At 55.9% G+C, this 13,992-nt stretch carries 15 protein-coding genes; all 15 read left to right on the forward strand.

Annotated elements, in window-relative coordinates; genetic code table 11:
* Positions 1-995, forward strand: a 995-nt coding sequence (locus FGM15_11055) for a methyltransferase domain-containing protein (protein MBU3666396.1), incomplete at its 5' end; no start/stop codon positions are given.
* On the forward strand, positions 992-1,528 hold the full coding sequence (gene rfbC, locus FGM15_11060; GenBank protein MBU3666397.1) for a dTDP-4-dehydrorhamnose 3,5-epimerase: 537 nt from the start codon (positions 992-994) through the stop codon (positions 1,526-1,528). The genes FGM15_11055 and rfbC, both read left to right, overlap by 4 nt.
* Positions 1,459-2,370 carry an NAD(P)-dependent oxidoreductase gene (locus FGM15_11065; protein MBU3666398.1) on the forward strand — a complete coding sequence of 304 codons (912 nt, stop codon included), beginning with the start codon at positions 1,459-1,461 and terminating at the stop codon, positions 2,368-2,370. Before rfbC ends, FGM15_11065 begins: the two co-directional genes overlap by 70 nt.
* 682 nt (positions 2,371-3,052) lie before the next feature.
* Positions 3,053-3,913 carry a hypothetical protein gene (locus tag FGM15_11070; protein ID MBU3666399.1) on the forward strand — a complete coding sequence of 287 codons (861 nt, stop codon included), beginning with the start codon at positions 3,053-3,055 and terminating at the stop codon, positions 3,911-3,913.
* Positions 3,914-3,948: 35 nt separating this feature from the next.
* Entirely contained in the window at positions 3,949-4,875 is a 927-nt protein-coding gene (locus tag FGM15_11075; GenBank protein MBU3666400.1) for a glycosyltransferase family 2 protein, read from the forward strand.
* The gene (locus FGM15_11080; GenBank protein ID MBU3666401.1) at positions 4,872-5,840 is read left to right on the forward strand and encodes a class I SAM-dependent methyltransferase; all 969 of its coding nucleotides are present in this window, start codon (positions 4,872-4,874) and stop codon (positions 5,838-5,840) included. Before FGM15_11075 ends, FGM15_11080 begins: the two co-directional genes overlap by 4 nt.
* Positions 5,841-6,000: 160 nt before the next feature.
* Complete coding sequence (locus tag FGM15_11085) at positions 6,001-6,363, forward strand: hypothetical protein (protein ID MBU3666402.1); 363 nt, start codon at positions 6,001-6,003, stop codon at positions 6,361-6,363.
* A gap of 134 nt (positions 6,364-6,497) precedes the next feature.
* Positions 6,498-6,746, forward strand: a complete 249-nt coding sequence (locus tag FGM15_11090; GenBank protein ID MBU3666403.1) for a type II toxin-antitoxin system Phd/YefM family antitoxin — start codon at positions 6,498-6,500, stop codon at positions 6,744-6,746.
* Positions 6,728-7,144, forward strand: coding sequence for a type II toxin-antitoxin system VapC family toxin (locus tag FGM15_11095; GenBank protein MBU3666404.1), 417 nt, complete (start codon positions 6,728-6,730; stop codon positions 7,142-7,144). Before FGM15_11090 ends, FGM15_11095 begins: the two co-directional genes overlap by 19 nt.
* 311 nt (positions 7,145-7,455) lie before the next feature.
* Positions 7,456-7,989 carry a hypothetical protein gene (locus tag FGM15_11100; protein ID MBU3666405.1) on the forward strand — a complete coding sequence of 178 codons (534 nt, stop codon included), beginning with the start codon at positions 7,456-7,458 and terminating at the stop codon, positions 7,987-7,989.
* Positions 7,986-8,759 carry a glycosyltransferase family 2 protein gene (locus tag FGM15_11105; protein ID MBU3666406.1) on the forward strand — a complete coding sequence of 258 codons (774 nt, stop codon included), beginning with the start codon at positions 7,986-7,988 and terminating at the stop codon, positions 8,757-8,759. The genes FGM15_11100 and FGM15_11105 overlap by 4 nt, the downstream gene beginning before the upstream one ends.
* A gap of 4 nt (positions 8,760-8,763) precedes the next feature.
* The gene (locus FGM15_11110; GenBank protein MBU3666407.1) at positions 8,764-9,348 is read left to right on the forward strand and encodes a hypothetical protein; all 585 of its coding nucleotides are present in this window, start codon (positions 8,764-8,766) and stop codon (positions 9,346-9,348) included.
* The gene (locus FGM15_11115) at positions 9,312-10,325 is read left to right on the forward strand and encodes a hypothetical protein (GenBank protein ID MBU3666408.1); all 1,014 of its coding nucleotides are present in this window, start codon (positions 9,312-9,314) and stop codon (positions 10,323-10,325) included. The genes FGM15_11110 and FGM15_11115 overlap by 37 nt, the downstream gene beginning before the upstream one ends.
* A 122-nt stretch (positions 10,326-10,447) precedes the next feature.
* Positions 10,448-11,485: a class I SAM-dependent methyltransferase gene (locus FGM15_11120; protein ID MBU3666409.1), complete on the forward strand. Its 1,038-nt coding sequence runs from the start codon at positions 10,448-10,450 to the stop codon at positions 11,483-11,485.
* Positions 11,422-12,330, forward strand: coding sequence for a sugar nucleotide-binding protein (locus FGM15_11125; GenBank protein ID MBU3666410.1), 909 nt, complete (start codon positions 11,422-11,424; stop codon positions 12,328-12,330). The genes FGM15_11120 and FGM15_11125 overlap by 64 nt, the downstream gene beginning before the upstream one ends.
* The last annotated feature ends 1,662 nt before the right edge of the window (positions 12,331-13,992 follow it).

Here is a 13,992-nt window from a genome sequence, read left to right on the forward strand (position 1 = left end):
CGCTTGTAGCGCATGCCCAAGCGGCAGCAGAGGCGCACCACCAAAAGTATTCGCTAGGCGCGAACAGTTTTGTCGTGGAAATCGCGAGCAACGATGGGTATCTCCTCCAGAACTTCGTCCGTCTAGGAGTTCCGTGCCTAGGAGTGGAGCCCGCCACGAATATAGCGACGGTCGCGGTTGCGAAAGGTGTTCCGACTCTTTCTGAGTTTTTCTCTGCCGAGTTCGCGCGAAGCATCGTGAGCGAGCGGGGGCGGGCTGATCTCATTCTCGGCAACAACGTTTTTGCTCATGTCCCTTCTACGAATGACTTCGTAGAAGGGCTGGCCATACTTCTTGCTCCCAAGGGCCGAATTGTTCTGGAGTTTCCTTGGGCCCACGAAATGGTGAAAAACCTCGAGTTCGACACTATTTATCACGAACATGTCTTTTACTTTCACGCCACATCTCTGGTGCCGCTGTTTGCCCGACATGAGCTTGAAATGGTGCAGATCGAAAAGCTGGCGATCCATGGCGGATCGCTTCGCGTGCACATCGCCCACAAAAACGCGGCGAAGCCGGACCCAAGTGTTTCCGAAATTCTGACCGAAGAGGCGTCCGCCGGTGTTGGAGGTCCTGAATACGGTTCCAGGTTCCGCGACAATGTGCTGCACCTCCGGCAGCAACTGAACGACGAGATCTCGCGGCTCAAATCCGCCGGTTCAAAGGTCGCGGCCTACGGTGCGTCCGCGAAAGGAAGCACTTTGCTTAATTTCTTCGGAATTGGCCGAGAGTCCCTCGACTTCGTTGTAGATCGCAGCCCTCACAAACAACGCAGGTTTACCCCCGGAACCCATTTGCCCATCCTCGATCAGGAAGCTCTGAAGAAACACAAGCCGGATGTTACTTTGCTGCTCACTTGGAACTTCGCAGAAGAAATAGCCAAGCAGCAAACAAGCTACATCCAGGGGGGCGGAAGGTTCCTTGTTCCGCTGCCTGAGCCGCACTATCTGCCATGAAGATCGTCGATGTTGGATTTGGAGGTGTTCACCAAGTCTTTTTGAGTCCGGCTAAAGACGATCGTGGATCTTTCTCCCGAATCTTCTGCCGGGAGATGTTCTCGGAAGCCGGATTGAATAGCGATTGGCCTCAAATCAACGTGAGTCACACGTTGCAACGTGGCGCTTTACGTGGTCTGCACTTTCAAGAACATCCGTCTGACGAGGCTAAGCTAATCAGTTGCCTCACTGGATCAGTCTTTGACGTTGTTGTTGATGTCCGCCGTAGTTCGCCCCTGTTTGGAAAGTGGCGTTCCTTCGAACTCTCCGAAGCCAACGGGATGTCTCTGTATGTGCCTGCCGGATTTGCCCACGGTTTTCAGTGCCTGTCAGACAACTGTCGGTTGCTTTACCTCATGTCGGCGAATTACGAGCCAACGCTTGCGCGCGGTGTCCGCTACGATGACGCTGAATTGGGGATTATTTGGCCTCTTTCCGTGAGTTGCATTTCGCCCAAAGACTCGGCGTTGCCCGGGCTTGGTGCCGTAAAATGAGGCTATTTATAACTGGAGGAAACGGCTTCATCGGTTCCGAAGTATGTCGGCAGGCGAAGGAAGCCGGGCACGATCTCTATGTGCTTCAAAGACCTCACCGGCTCGACTCGATTCCTTGGCAGGCGATATCAGAATTTCAGCCGGAGGTAGCCATCCATTGCGCATGGATCGCCACACCTGGCGTTTACCTGGATTCGCCCGAAAATGTGGTGCTCAAGGATCAATCGATAAGTTTATTTCAAGGGCTCGCTGATGCAGGCCTCCGGCATTTTGTCGGCTGTGGGACCTGCGCAGAGTATGCGCCGTCAGTTTCCGCCCTCGAGGAAGACAAATCGGCAATTGCCCCCCTCTCAATATACGCAAAAGCCAAACACGGCCTGCATTGCGATTTGCGCAAGGCTGCTTCCAAATCTTCTACAACTCTCACATGGGCTCGTATTTTCTTTCCATATGGACCCAGTGAGCATCCTGACAGGCTTGTCTCTTCACTCTTCCGGGCTTTCCAAGCGGGCGGGCGAGAGCGCCTTCGGTCTCCAAGCGCTGTTCGCGACTACATTCATGTGCATGACGTTGCCTCCGGTCTCTTGGCATGTGCGCTCAGCCACGCGGACGGTTGCTGCAATATCGGCACAGGAGAGGGCGTTTCTTTGGACCGCCTTGAGTCCGAGGTCGCGCGGCTTTGCGGCCGAACTGACCTCGCCGTCGAGACAATTCGAACCGAGCGCGAGCGAACAGCAGATTGCTTTGTTGCTTCAACCCGCAAATTGCGGGAGTTAGGGTGGCGTCCCCGATTCAAACTCTCCGAAGGGCTGACCGATTATCAGTGCAGCATCTCTGCCTAGCATGACCACAAAAAACACAGTTGCGGATCGTTTGTCGCAGCCGAAGAACTTTCGCTTCGCGCTGGTCGCGGCATCCTCATTCTTTTGCGTAAATTTGTTTTTTGCGTTGCGGCACGTGATGTGGCGGGACGAATGGATGCCCCTGACCGTTGCCCGCTTCACTTCGGGATACGGTGAATTTTTCGACCACATCAAATACATCGGGCGCCACGCGTTTTTCAGCCTCTGTTGGTTACTGGAACACGCAGACGGAAGTCTCCTTCTTTTCAAAGTGTTCATCGTGTTGGTGTCCTCAGTTGGTGTCTTCGTTTTGTGTCGCTACTCGCCGCTCTCGAGGTGGCAAAAGGTCCTTTTCGCCTTCGGCTACTATCCTCTCTACGAATACGGGACCATCCTTCGCGACTACTCTCTTATAGGGGCGCTATCGATCATCTGCTGCGCTCTACTCAACTCTGCTCGCTGGAGGCCTTTGGCATTCAGTATCGCTGTTGCCATGCTTTTGCAGACAAATCCATTCGGGCTCGCGTTGGCTTGTGCGCTCGGCGCTACATTTGTCTTTGATGCTTGGCAAAAGGGGAGGTTGACCCCCGAAGTCCTAGGGAATGTGTCTGCGGTCGGAGGAGGCGTGCTCGTTGTGTGCAGCTTCTTCGCCGCGCTAAAAACCATGATCCCTCCGCCCGAGATGGCCGAGATCGTCTTGGGACAGCCGCTGCGGCAGGACTCGCATCTCGTCCGCTTGCTCGAGAGTTTGCCCTTTCCTCTGCGTGGATGGTTGCCTGTTCCGATTTTCGGCACATGGAACTCTCAGATTTTGGATCCTTGGCCCTGGGTGCAGATTTTTTTCACATTTGTGCTGATCGGGGCGATCGCGGTCATCCTGTGGCCAAACAAAAAAGCATTGTTTCTCTTTGTAATCGGAATGCTCGGACTCGGATCGGTGCTTTGCCACCTCCCGTGGACCGCGCTGCGCTACCATGGTCCGTATTTTCTGCTTTTGGTTTTTGCATACTGGACCTTGCGAAGCACTCCGAGCGAAGGACGCAGCGATATGCCTGCTACGGGACCCGCCGCTTGGTTAAGAGGCCATGCCTCCGTTCTGATGACTATTCTTCTCACTGTCCACGTGGTGGTAGCCGCGATATTTATGCTCCAGGAGCAGGTTATTCCTTTCTCAGGCAGTAGGGACGCTGCCGAAATGATCCGCAAAAACGCACCCCCGGATGCTCCCGTCATCGGAGATCCAGATTATCTCATGATTTCGTTGTCGGGGTATCTTGGGCGTGAGGTTTACATCGCCAGCCGCGGGGAAATGGGTTCCTTCACGAAGGTTGACCGGCGACGTCGGGCAACGATTCTTTCCCCAGAGGAACTCGCCCGAGTGGTCAGCGCTCAAGCGCAGAAGCATGGGCGTGACCTTGTTCTCGTTACGGGCTATGAAATTGGGATGCCGTCAGATGTGGGTAAACTTTTAGGGGCCACCCGCAGTGTAACCGGAGAAAATTATTTTGTGTATCTCGTGAAAGCACCCGCAACCACCCCGTAGCAAGCCTCCGAGACACCATCTGGATCGCAATTTTAATGGAAACCTTCGAAGTCATCTGCCCGGTCTTCAACGAAAGGCAGGCCATACCGGTCTTTGTCGAAAGAATTGCCAAGGTATTCGAGGGGTTACGCGGCCGCTACATCTGCCGGCTTCTTTTTGTCGACAATTGCTCGCAGGATGGTTCGCTCGATATCCTTCACGAGTTGGCCGGCAGCTTTGATTGGATCGAATTCATCGAGATGTCGCGCAACTTCGGATATCAGGTGTCGGTTGAATGCGGTTTGCGCAATTCGGTAGGGGATATCACGGGCATCGTCGATGTCGACTGCGAGGATCCGCCGGAGCTTTTCGCAGAGTTTCTTGGCTTGATTGAAAGCGGTTACGACATCGTTTACGGGGAGCGCACGGACCGGGAAGAGATTCTGCCGCTTAAGCTGATCAGGAAGTTGTATTATCGGCTAACTAGGGCGGCCGCCGACGAGCGCTTTCTTTTGGACATGGCAGAGTTTTGCGTAATGCGGAAAAGCGTTCGGGAGGCCGTGAATCGCGATGCCACATCTTTTCCCTTCATTAGGGCTTCTATTGGACGCGTCGGATTCGATATCAAGAATGTTCCCTACAAGCGGAGCAAGCGTGCCGTTGGGAAGACGCATTACAACCTGTTTGGCATGTGGGTATTCGGGTTTGCTGGCTTTCTTTCTTCCGGAACGCTCTGGTTGCGGCTCCCGGCGTATATCTTTCCCTTCTGGTTTCTCTTTTTGTGTGTGCTTGCATGGTTCGCTGTGCTCGATGCGAGCCGTGGTGCACTGGCGTTGCTTGTTTTTTCCGGATTCGGATTCCTTGGATTTGTTGCGGTGGGATTAGCGCTTTACATAGCGCGCATATACAAAAACGGGCTTCAGCGCCCCAATTATCATGTCAACCTTCGCAAGTCTTTCTTGAAAGGACGGAAAATCGTTTGATTGGTTTCAACTGTCCCCGCTGCGGAGCACAGAACAGTTCCCGGAATCTTTTTTCGGGCATCAATGCTGACTTTCCGCGCTCGCCGCTTCTACCTATCCAGCGCTGTCTCTGTTGCGGCATCGCTTACACGGGTAGCCATTCTGCGGAGGTAAAAGACGAAGATCTTTATTTCGACGGCTATTACGGAGAAGCGACGAGCGAGCGTCTTTCCAACCGGGCGGCTATCGGCCTCTTCCAAAAAGAGAGGCAAAGCCTTTGCTTGACCGTTGGCATGCCTTCGAAAGTTCTGGATGTGGGATGCGGGGACGGAACCTTTCTTCGTTGCTTGCCCAGTGGTGTTGAGCGTTTTGGATACGAACCTTCTGTTGCTGGGCGCAGTGCGCTCGCCAAGATCGGCGTGCGTCAACTCGATCCAAATGCGACTGGTGGGGAGCACGAGGCCTCATTCGATTTGATCACCCTCTGGCAGGTGTTTGAACACGTTGATGCACCGGACGATCTGCTGCAAAAGTTGCGGCGGCTCATGTCGCCGGACGGCTCGGTGTTTATTTCCGTGCCGAACTTCGGAAGCCTGCAGGCGCGGATATTCCGCGGTCGCTGGTTCCATCTGGATCCAGCCCGTCACTTGTTTCACTACGAAAGAAATACTCTGGCTGAGGTTTGCGGGCGGAACGGATTCACTGCCACTTGGCACACAACGAGATCCTTCGAGTATGGAGTCTTTGGTTGGTGGCAAAGTTTTTTTAATCTCCTGCCGTTTGATTTCAACATGGGATACAAAGTCCTCAAGGGGCGCAAAAAGTATCCCATGACGGCCGCTAATATTGTTGCTCTGTCCGTTTACGGCTTGCTCGCTATTCCTGCTGGCATTCTCTCTTTGGCACTCATGCTCATTGAGGCTGCCGCTGGCAAAGGTGCTGTTTTACAGGTGTGTTTAAGGCCGGACTCGGCTGGCAAGAATTAACGTGGCGCCTTTGCTCTTAGCCGGTATTGCTTGGTTTGCGGGCTTTGCCCTGCATTTGGCTCTTTGGCGATGGCGGTTGCCAGCCGCGCAAATCAGAGTTTTGCTGGCCGTCTTCCTTCTTACGTTTCTTGTTGCTTGTTTGTTTTTGATCCTTGGTGTGATGACTTCAGATCTTGCTTACGACAGCTCTAAGTTAGTCGGGGTGCTCTATTTTTGTCTTCTCTACTGGGCGGCGGCGCTGTGCTACGTGATTACTTATTCCGCGATGGAGGGTGATAGTCCCACGCTTAGCCTGACGCGGCATCTGCATCGGAAGGGGAGTGAGGGAAGTTCGCACGACGAAGTGGAGGAATTCTTCCGTCAGCGGCCGTTTGTCGGCGCGCGCGTCAAAGCACTCGTTACCGACAATATCTTCATCGAGGAGTCGGGCGGCTACCGGCTCTCGCCCGGTCGATACGTCTTCTTCCGGCTCATTCTCGGCTACCGGCGTGTTGTCTTCGGGCCGATCAAATCCGGGGGATGAATAGGGGAAATTCAGAACGTAAAACGCAAAATGCAGAATGCCTGCATTCTCCTTTGTGTTCTCTGTGCCTTGGTGAGAGATCCTGTTCTTCGAAGCAACTTGACCAAGTCAACATGACCATGTATCGGTAAACCATGCAAACGATGCTGGTGTCGGAGTTCAAAGCAAAGGCGATCGCCACGTTGAAACATGTCAGGCAGACCGGTGAACCGGTGTTGGTGACCTTGCGGGGCAAGCCTCTGGCGGAGGTTTTTCCGGTTCGCTCGAAAGACGGCGGTGCGGGTGTTCGTTTTGGTAGCGGCCGCGGCTTGATGAAGCATCGCCCGTCCGATGCAGCCTTGGTGCGTGGTGATTTTGCCTCGGAATGGGAAATGAATGGATGAGGTATTTGCTCGATACCCACGTCTGGATCTGGGCATTCGAAGGCTCCACAAAAATCGGGACAAAGTGCCGGAAAGCTATTGCCGCAACGTCCGCAGAGCGTTTCGTTTCGCCGGTCTCCGCGATGGAGATCGCCAGACTGGTTGCCCGTGGAGAGATCGAATTGGTTTGTCCGCTCCAAGAGTGGGTGGCGGGTTCGATGTCAGCCCTGAAGCTGCAGACGATAGACCTCAACAATTCCTCGGCGATCGAGGCTTACGCCCTGCCGGAACCGTTTCACCCCGACCGGGCGGACCGATTGCTGGTGGCGACTGCGAGAGTGCATGATATGTATTTTGTGACAGCGGATCGCAGAATCCTCCACTACGGCCATGTGGCATCGTTGTCCGCGCGGGCGTGAGTTTCAGGAGCAAAATGCAGAACGCAGAATGCAAAGTGCAAAATGCCGGATCTTTTGGGGCGCCAATTTTTACGCGAAAATTCTTTCCAGGCTTGCACCTCACAAAGAAGCAAAGCTCACGGGGATGAGGTATACTTTGTGTTCTCCGTGCCTTTGTGAGAGGTCCTTAAAACGCAAAATGCAAAACGCAGAGTGCAAAAGTGCCTAGCAGGGCTGAGACTTGAGTTGGAAGCTTGAGTGACAAATCACCGGCCGATGGCCGCACCAGTAACACTCAGCCTTCAAGTGTCAGGTTTCAGCCCTTTCTTCAAATGATCGAGTGGTTTTTTCTCGCCAGCCCGATCGTCGCTCTGGCGGTGATGGTTCTGGTGCAGGCGGTTGCTATTCGCATGAAGCGAGGAGAGCAGTTCTTCGGCTCCGTCGTTGCGGGGTTTTTTGCGGGAATGCTTGTGGTGCTTGCCTTGCAGGTGGTGCTTCTGGTGGTCTTTCCGCGCAACTTCGACCGCTGGGTGCTGGCGCTTGTCGCCAATCCCGCCATTTACGTGATGTTGGCTTACTGCTTCTACAATTTCATCAATCTCGGACACGCCTCGATCCGTATCCGCATTTTTAAAGAATGCGACGATCGCGGCGGGTTCATCACGCACGAGGAACTGCGGGCGGTCTACGATGACGAATTGATTAAAGAGGCCCGGCTCCAGCGTCTGCTCGTAGGCGGGGACGTTGTCCGCGAGGGCGACCGCTGGAAACTGGTCAACCCGAGGCTTGTTCCCGTGGCTAAAATCGTCTTTGGACTGAAGAAGTTCGTCCTCGGACGGGAGAGCGAGTTTGAGATCAAATCATGATGCCCTTCGGTCCAAAAGAAGAAGCAACGCCGGCTGCAACAAAACTGCAGGCCCCGGTATTCCTAAGCTTGTTTGTTGCCTGTTACAACGAGCAGGACAACATCATCGGAACGCTCGAAACGCTCGTTGGTGCGCTGCAGAAGACGGTCCCGTCGTTCGACATCATCATTGTCGATGACGCTTCAAAAGACGAAAGCGTGCCGCGAATTCGAAAGTTCATGGCGGACAACTCGAATCTGCCGATCCGCTTGCTTCTCAATGGTCACAACGAGGGCGTGGCGACAAATTATGCCGAGGGGGCTTTCCGGGCGAAGGGCGAGTGGTATCGCATGATCTGTGGGGACAATGTAGAGCCCGCGGAGACGCTTGAGGCTATTTTTACCTCGATTGGCAAAGCCGAGGTGATCGTTCCCTACACGGTGGAGATCCGTGGGCGAAGCACGTTCCGCCGTCTTCTTTCCAAAACATATACAGCGCTGGTTAATGGCATCAGCGGATACCATATGCACTACTACAACGGTCTGCTGGTCACGCGGACGGATTACGTGCGTCGCTGGCATTCGAATTCGCACGGCTTCGGTTTCCAGGCTGACTTGTTGACGCGTCTGCTTTCTAAAAATCTCACATATCTTGAGGTTGCGGTTTACGGAAACGAACGTGCCACCGGTGAATCGAAGGCTCTGACCATGCGCAACCTCGCGTCGGTGGCCCATTCGCTGCAAAACGTGGCCATCCGGCGGGTTTCCAAAGCGCTCTACGGCCAGTGCTGAGCCAATGCGCATAGGCCTCGATCTCGATAATACGATTGTTTGCTACGATCGGGTTTTCTACGCGTTGGGGCGCGAAGAGGGTTTGTCGGAGGAGATCCTCACGCGCGGAAAACTTGGGATTCGGAATTTCCTGCGCCAGCACGGCAGGGAACATGAATGGACAATCATGCAAGGGGTTGCTTACGGGCCACGCATGAAGGATGCCTCACCTTTTGCAGGCGTGCTTGAGTTTATCGGTCAAGCGAAAGCGTGCGGGCACGAATTGAGTGTCGTCAGCCATCGGACAAAGTATCCCTACCTCGGTGAAGCACACGACCTGCATGGCTCCGCGCTGAAGTGGCTTGATGCGACCGGGATAAGCGGTCACGCGTCGGTTTTCCTCGAGGAAAAAGTGGAAGACAAGGCGGCCCGAATTTCTTCTCTGTGCTGTGAAGTCTTCGTCGATGACTTGCCGGAATTTCTGGCCCGTCCGGATTTGCCGGTCGATGTCAGAAAAGTGCACTTCGCTCCCGACGCAGACGTGGAATCTTCGGGATTCGAGTCGGCGCGAAATTGGCGGGGGATTGCGGCCCTGATCCTCGAAAAATGAAGTTCGCTGAAGGTTTATCCGGAGAAATCTGTTGCTGGCTGCGGGACCTTGGTTGGAGTGATCCTCACAGAATCTTTGGCGGAAGAAACAACCGAATCTTCAAAGTGTCCGGAGATGGCAGCGAGGCGGCGCTGAAGATTTACTACCGCGGCGGCGGCGACGCGCGCGACAGGTATTCGCATGAAAAAACTTTCTACGGCGTTGCGAATGCGCGCGGTGCATCTGCCCCCCATTGGCTTTCGGCTAATGATCGGCTCGGTGTTTCGCTGCTCGAGTGGATCGAGGGTGAGCCTGTGCCTTTGCCAGCGGGCGGAGGTGACGTGCTCGCCGCGGCTGCGTTTCTGAATCGTATCAACAAAGAGAAGATTCCCGCTGAGTTGGAACGGATGCATGCGAGTGAAGCATGCTTTTCGGTCGCAGATCATACCGCTTTGTTGGAGCGACGGATCGCTGTCCTGGAGGAAAGCGCCAAGGTTTCCGGTGTGTTGGCCGAGTTCATGGCTACACAGCTCCGACCAGCTGCGCAGCAGGCACAAGAGAAGCTACGAAGTGACAAGAATGCCGAGTTCAGGGAATGGGGCGGAAGCCGCATTTTCTCGCCGGGGGATTTCGGATTGCACAATGCGCTGCGCCAGGCGGATGGACGGGTGGTCTTTTTCGACTTCGAATATGCGGGATGGGACGATCCCGCCAAAACCGTAGCCGATGTTTTTTTGCAGCCGGAGAAACCGGTGGACTGGGATCTGCTCGGGGAGTTTTGCGATCAGCTGGACGCTTGGCCCGGGCTCGAAGACCGCGTGCGATCTTGGATCCCTTTCTACGCGGCAAAATGGGCGGTGATCTTGATGAACTCTGCAGCAAGAGATGGCGTCCAGCGGCGCGTCTTTGCGGAAGACTCGACCGACGACGAGACCCTGTTGCGCCAAATCAAGAAAGCAAGAGGCGTGCTTGAACGCGGGAGGCAATTGAGCCAGTGATCGATTCCGCACAAAAAATAGATGTTCGCTGCCACGTGTGTGGTTTGGTCAGTGAGGCAGATGTTTACTCACTGCCGGCCGGAGTCACGTCCGACTGCCAGCCGTGGCCGGAGGCGGTTCGCATGTTTCGCTGCGAACACTGCGGGGCGGTGCAGGCGCCGGTCGATGACGCGTGGCGGAAACAGGTCGAGCGCATTTACCGGGCTTACAACACCTACGCCGCGGCAGGTGGCAAAGAGCAGAAGGTCATGGCTTCCGGCAGTGGGGCTCCCGACTCGCGCTCGCGTGTTTTGGTGGAATGGCTGCGTTCTCTCCGGCTTTTGCCTGAGCAAGGAGAGTTGCTCGATGTGGGGTGCGGCCGCGGATCATTTCTCGAAGCTTTCGGGTCCCTCTTTCCTGACTGGGGACTGCATGGAACAGAGTTTGACGACAAGAACGCTGCGGTGCTTGCGGCGATTCCGAGGTTTAAGGGCCTGCAAACTGGCCGCTTCGAAGAAATCGAGGGAAGCTACAGCCTCGTCTCGATGCTCCATGTGCTGGAGCACATCGAGAATCCGGTGCAATGTCTTGCCACCCTGCGCGAGAAGGGGAGTGACAACGCATTGCTCCTCGTGCAGGTGCCGGATTGGTCGAGTAATCCCTTCGCGTTGGCGATTGCAGACCACGCAACTCACTTCACGCCCGAGATTCTCGCCAGTGTCGCGCGTGCGGCGGGCTGGGAGCCGGTTGCGCCGGTCACGCAAGTGGTGCCAAAGGAGCTGACGCTTCTGGCCCGGGCTTCGGCCGTAGCTATGCAAGGCGTTTTCGCTTCTCCCGGGGACAGCGCGTCACTGCTGACCTCACGGCTTGCATGGTTGGAGAACGTGCGCAAGCAGGCAGTGGCCACTGCAAGCGAGTCCAACGCGTTCGGTATATTCGGCACGGCAGTCGCGGGCACGTGGTTGGCCGGTTCCTGCAACGGTAAAACGCAGTTCTTCGTGGACGAGGACACAAACCGGATCGGCTCAACTCATCTGGGTCTCCCGATTATGTCGCCCGCCGATGTTCCCCGCGGAGCCGATGTTTTTGTTGGTCTCGCGCCAGTCGTCGCCGAGCGATTGGCGCAAAAATACGCGGATGGTCCTGCGCACTTCCACGGCGTGCCGCCGCTCCCGCAGTGAAGGCTCTCGTCGTCGGAACGGACGGATTAATCGGGGCAAGCTTGGCCGAGTGCCTGCGCCATGCAGGTCATGAAGTGCTCGGGACCACCCGCCGAAAGAAAAGCGATGGGTTGATGCTCGACTTGGCCAAAGCCGAGGAATTTCAGGTCCCACCGGGCGTCGAGATTGCTTTTATTTGTGCGGGCATCGGCAGCCTCGTCGAATGCGCGAAGTCACCGGATGCAACGGGCCGCGTAAATGTGGCCGGCACGGCATGTTTGGCACGGCACTTGGCGGAAAGGGGAAGCAAGGTTGTTTATCTTTCCACGAACTTGGTCTTTGACGGTTGCGCTCCTGCCGCTGGCATCAGCGATCCCGTCAAACCGTGCTGCGAATATGGAAGGCAGAAGGCTGAACTCGAATCGCGGCTTCATGGTGATGACTACGCCTGCGTCCGCCTCACGAAGGTGGCGGAGTCGCTTGCTTCGCGCTTTGAGCATTGGCAGTCCGAACTTCGCCAAGGAAAGCAGATTGCGGTCTCGGAAAAACTGCGCTTCTCGCCGGTGTCTTTGGAAGAGACCGTTCGGGCTCTGTCCGAGTTTGCCTGCGATTTCAGGCCCGGTGTTTTCCACATATCGGGCGACGAGGATTTTTCCTATCACGAGGCTGCCCTGAGGCTGGCTCACCAACTCTCTTTGCCCGCTGAACTGATCGAAACCGACCCGACGGCCGGCAGCAACCTGTTCGAACCCATGCCGGCTTTCGCGACTCTGGCTGTGCATGGGCCAGATGGCTCTTCTTGCTGGAGATTTTCGCCGTCTTCCGTCACTTTGGACAACTTTACCCGCCGCCTCGCGGCAAATTGAAAAGAATGGCTGGAAACAACACCGACAAGCAAACGGGCAAAGGTATGAACCCGAGGCTCTTTCTGGCCATTTTTGTGGCCATCTACTCCGTGGTCCTCGGCGCTGGATGGCTTGCGCAGACGCCTTCCCAAGAGGAGCTCTATGGCGGCGGTGGGCGATTCTTGAACGAGGTGGCGCACAACTTCCGCATGACGGAGGGGATTCCGTGGTGGAGCGCCAACTTCATGCAGGGTCATTCCACGGCCAACTTCGCCCTCTGCGCGGTGCCTCTGGCTTGCGGAATTGTGAGCACCGCTATTTTTGGCGATCCGGTGGGGATCAAAATCGCCGCGCTTCTCATCATTCCGATGTCGGCGCTCACCATGTTCGTTTTTGCACGCAGACTGACGCGCCACGAGTGGACGGCCGTCATTGCCGCCATTCTCTACGTGCTCAGCGCGCAGATGCTGGTTCGCATCGGCAACTTCGAGCATTGGATGGGAAGTTACTCGTATATCTTCCCGCCATTGATTTTGTGGGCTTTCCTGAAGATCGCCGAGGAGGGTTCGTGGAGGGCCTCGGCGTGGCTGGCCTTCGGCTGGTCGGCGATGATGCTGTCCTACGCGAAGCTGACTTTCATGTTTGCACCGATGGCGGCCATCTTTTTCATCTGGCTGCTCCTCGATCAGCCGGAGCGCCGGGTCGCCCTGGTCCGGGGAACGCTCGTCTCTCTCGCGCTTGTTTGCTTGATGGCCGTGGTCTTGCTGTTGCCGCTCACCCGGGAATACCAATGGGTGTCGGCGTTCTCTTTCGACAATTTCGCCGGTTGGCAACAGGCGTTTGCGATCAAGAATTTCACGTCGGTGCTTGATCGAGCGAACGGTCTTTTCGCCAATATGCGGCCGGATTTTGTCGCGGATCGCGGACAGTTTTACCTGGGTTTGGTGACGCTGTTTGCCGTGGGCACTGTCTTCTGGTGGTCGCGCAAGCACTCGGAGTGGCTGGCAACGCGCAATGGAGTTTTGCTGCGGTTGTTTGTGGGGATGACGCTGCTCGCTCTCTGGCTCTCGCAGGGGCCGTTCTCGGTCTTCACTGGCGTGCAGGAGTTTCTCAAGGGATCGCAGAAAGCACCGGATTGGATCGCGGCGTTGATGTGGTTGATGACCTTTATTCCGCCGTTTTTGATCTACGCGATTCTTCCTGCGGGGCCGCGGCGCGGCCTCTGGGCGGCGGTGGTAATCATCATTTACCTGTTCGTTCCGGGTTTCCTGGTGCTGGAAAAGTTGCCCATGTATCGCGACATCCGCGCGCCCTGGGGATTCTGGGAGGTTGGCTTTTTCGCGTCGGCTGTCGCGGGGGCGCTTGCCGTGCAGCAATTGTTCGATGCGTTGATCGAGAAGCGCGACCGCCTGGTGGTCGCCGGATTGCTCGGGGTCATTTTGCTGCTGGATGCGTCGGCGTATTATTCAAAGTTTTTCGCGCCGGGATTGCCGGCCCAGACTTTCAGCGATTTCGACCGTGCTCAGCAGTATTTGAAGACATCGCTGATCGAGGGTCGCGTCTACCCGATGTCCGGGCGCTATTTTTATCTGCGCACGCCGATGCAGTCGGGTCGAGGATTGAATAGCGAGGCGGCCTGGAGCCATTTCCAGTTGCGCGGTGTGCGGGCGCTCGTCAACGGGG

This window comes from Chthoniobacterales bacterium, assembly GCA_018883245.1.
Taxonomy (GTDB): Bacteria; Verrucomicrobiota; Verrucomicrobiia; order Chthoniobacterales; family JACTMZ01; genus JACTMZ01.

What these genes read in the sequence shown, in the direction of transcription:
- FGM15_11090 (MBU3666403.1), top strand. Translation starts at nt 6,498, where the DNA reads ATGCAAACGATGCTGGTGTCGGAGTTCAAAGCAAAGGCGATCGCCACG.
- FGM15_11105 (MBU3666406.1), top strand. Translation starts at nt 7,986, where the DNA reads ATGATGCCCTTCGGTCCAAAAGAAGAAGCAACGCCGGCTGCAACAAAA.
- rfbC (MBU3666397.1), top strand. Translation starts at nt 992, where the DNA reads ATGAAGATCGTCGATGTTGGATTTGGAGGTGTTCACCAAGTCTTTTTG.
- FGM15_11095 (MBU3666404.1), top strand. Translation starts at nt 6,728, where the DNA reads ATGGGAAATGAATGGATGAGGTATTTGCTCGATACCCACGTCTGGATC.
- FGM15_11110 (MBU3666407.1), top strand. Translation starts at nt 8,764, where the DNA reads ATGCGCATAGGCCTCGATCTCGATAATACGATTGTTTGCTACGATCGG.
- FGM15_11120 (MBU3666409.1), top strand. Translation starts at nt 10,448, where the DNA reads ATGTTTCGCTGCGAACACTGCGGGGCGGTGCAGGCGCCGGTCGATGAC.
- FGM15_11075 (MBU3666400.1), top strand. Translation starts at nt 3,949, where the DNA reads ATGGAAACCTTCGAAGTCATCTGCCCGGTCTTCAACGAAAGGCAGGCC.
- FGM15_11100 (MBU3666405.1), top strand. Translation starts at nt 7,456, where the DNA reads ATGATCGAGTGGTTTTTTCTCGCCAGCCCGATCGTCGCTCTGGCGGTG.
- FGM15_11085 (MBU3666402.1), top strand. Translation starts at nt 6,001, where the DNA reads ATGACTTCAGATCTTGCTTACGACAGCTCTAAGTTAGTCGGGGTGCTC.
- FGM15_11070 (MBU3666399.1), top strand. Translation starts at nt 3,053, where the DNA reads ATGGCCGAGATCGTCTTGGGACAGCCGCTGCGGCAGGACTCGCATCTC.